Genomic DNA, 2377 nt, shown 5'->3' with positions numbered 1-2377 from the left:
ATTGTACGTTTTCGTAATCTTTCTGGAAATTCAAAATATTGTTAATGTTCGCACCACGGAAAGCATAAATACTTTGCGCATCATCACCAACCACACAAATATTTTGAAATCTATCGGATAAGGCACGAACAATCAAATATTGTGAATGATTCGTATCTTGGTACTCATCTACTAAAATGTATCTAAATCTATCTTGATATTTCGCTAACACATCTGGAAAACGATTCAATAATTCGTTGGTTTTCAAAAGTAAATCATCAAAATCCATCGCACCCGATTTAAAACAACGCTCTACATATTGCTGATAAATTTCACCCATACGCGGTTTTTTACTCATGGCATCGGCTTCTTGTAACTCGGGATTATTGAAATAGGCTTTTACTGTGATTAACGAGTTTTTATAAGATGAAATTCTCCCTAAGATTTGCTTTGGTTTGTAAATGTCTTTATCCAATTGCATTTCTTTGATGATGCCACCCAAACAACGTAAAGAATCTTGAGAATCGTAAATTGTGAAATTCGATGGATAACCTAATTTATCGGCTTCACTTCTTAAAATCTTAGCAAAAACCGAGTGAAAGGTTCCCATCCAAAGGTTTTTAGCTTCATTGTTTCCTACGATATCCGCAATACGCTTTTTCATTTCACGTGCGGCTTTGTTGGTAAAAGTTAAGGCCAAAATATTAAATGCATCTACTCCTTGACTCATCAAGTTAGCAATACGAACGGTTAACACACGTGTCTTTCCAGAACCCGCTCCCGCAATTACAATCATGGGGCCGTCTTTCTGCAAAACAGGTGCTTGCTGTGCTTCGTTTAATTGGCTGATATATCGCTGCATTTCTTTCATAGGATTCGATAACTTTTAACTAATTTACAAAAATACACTTTGGTAAGTGTTTTTACAAGTTTTTATTTTGTGCTTAAAATGAGAGAAATATTTAAACACATAGACCCAATAGATTTACTTTGCGCTGATTTTAGTCCGAGGCTTCGGACGTTTTACTTAACATAGATAACATAGAAAAATTGAGTAACTCATTTTTAAATTTAAGATTTGATTTTAACCATTTATTATATTTCTCAAATCTGTGTTCCTAAACCTATTTGAATTTTAATAATTTTAATCTTAATTTGCGACATATTTAAAACTATTTAAAATGACAATCGAAGATAAATTATTAGAAATTGCTGCTTATACCTTACCTGCTTTAATTACTGGTGGTGTAGCTTTTGTAATGATGCAAAAATTTTACAACAGCGAAGAAAGTAAACGCAAATTTGAATTACTAAGAGAAAATCAAAAACAAGCGTTACCGATTCGTTTGCAAGCGTATGAGCGAATGGTTTTATTGTTGGAAAGAATTAACCCAACACAATTACTAATTCGTGTGGCTCCAACAGGAAAAAGTAAAGATGATTATGCTACTTTATTATCACACCACATACAAACCGAATTTGAACACAATTTAACGCAACAAATTTATTTGACTGCTGAAACTTGGGATATCGTGCTAAAAGCAAAAAATAGCACAGTGCAAATGATTAGAAAGAATGCACTTAGAGAAGATGTTGCTGATGCCGATAAACTAAGAGAAGCAATTATGATTGAGTTAACCGAAACCGAAGCTCCAAGTAATATAGCAATTAGCTATTTGAAAGAAGAATTGAAAAGAGTATTTTAAATATAAATCCCGAGCTACAACTCGGGATTTTTTTATTTTTCATTCAAAAACTTCAAATACAACTCTTTCATGGTTGCATCCGAAGTAGATGCTAATTTTTCAACTAGTGTTCTGTATTCTGGTTTTTTAAGTAATAAGCGAACGTTATCTCTTCCAAACTTAGTGAACTGCCACTTGTGATGCACCGTTGCTTTAAACAATAATTCAATTACTTTTTCATCATTCGAATTTAGTTGCAATAACAATTCTAAAGCGTTTTGTCTAACGGAACTTTCGTAGTTTTCAGAAGCAAAATCTAACAATTGATTATACGAAGTAGCTTTCACTTGCTCCGATAGATTTTCCGTATTCATTGCTAAAGCTAACCAAGTTAAGCGGAAACTTTTATCATTATTTCCAACAATCTCTTTGGTTTGTTCTAAATAAAGTAAACGATCTTCGGGAAAGTTTTTCCAAAGATTAGATAACGCAATTTCTTTCGTTTGATAGGAATTATCATTCAGTAACGTTTCGTATTGCAATTTAAAAGCTTCAGGAATAACTGGCGTAGATTCCGCAACGGCTCTTCTTACCAAAATATTATTTGTTGCTAAAGCAGTTTCTAAAATAACTTTTCGCTCTTCAAAAACCAAATTTCTTGTTTGATATACAATGTATTGTTTGATTGGATAATACGCATCTGATTTTAGAAT

Annotated in this window: 2 protein-coding genes and 1 pseudogene; 1 reads left to right on the top strand and 2 read right to left on the bottom strand. The window is 32.7% G+C overall.

Features of this window, described 5'->3' with window-relative positions:
* The coding region (locus L6Q46_RS13650; protein WP_291284769.1) for a UvrD-helicase domain-containing protein at nucleotides 1-841 on the bottom strand (841 nt) is incomplete at its 3' end.
* A 319-nt stretch (nucleotides 842-1160) separates the two neighbouring features.
* Here L6Q46_RS13650 and L6Q46_RS13645 point away from each other — a divergent pair.
* On the top strand, nucleotides 1161-1685 hold the full coding sequence (locus L6Q46_RS13645) for a hypothetical protein (RefSeq protein WP_291284768.1): 525 nt from the start codon (nucleotides 1161-1163) through the stop codon (nucleotides 1683-1685).
* Between the two features lie 32 nt (nucleotides 1686-1717).
* Here the strand turns inward: L6Q46_RS13645 and L6Q46_RS13640 are convergent.
* Nucleotides 1718-2377 (bottom strand): annotated as a pseudogene (locus tag L6Q46_RS13640) (M1 family peptidase); the annotation flags it as partial.

This window comes from Flavobacterium sp. (assembly GCF_023151265.1).
GTDB lineage: Bacteria > Bacteroidota > Bacteroidia > Flavobacteriales > Flavobacteriaceae > Flavobacterium.
Note: the sequence above shows the minus strand (reverse complement) of the source record. Positions and strands in the feature narration are given on the sequence as shown.

Coding starts and splice junctions, on each gene's coding strand:
- L6Q46_RS13645 (WP_291284768.1), top strand. CDS start 1,161: ATGACAATCGAAGATAAATTATTAGAAATTGCTGCTTATACCTTACCT.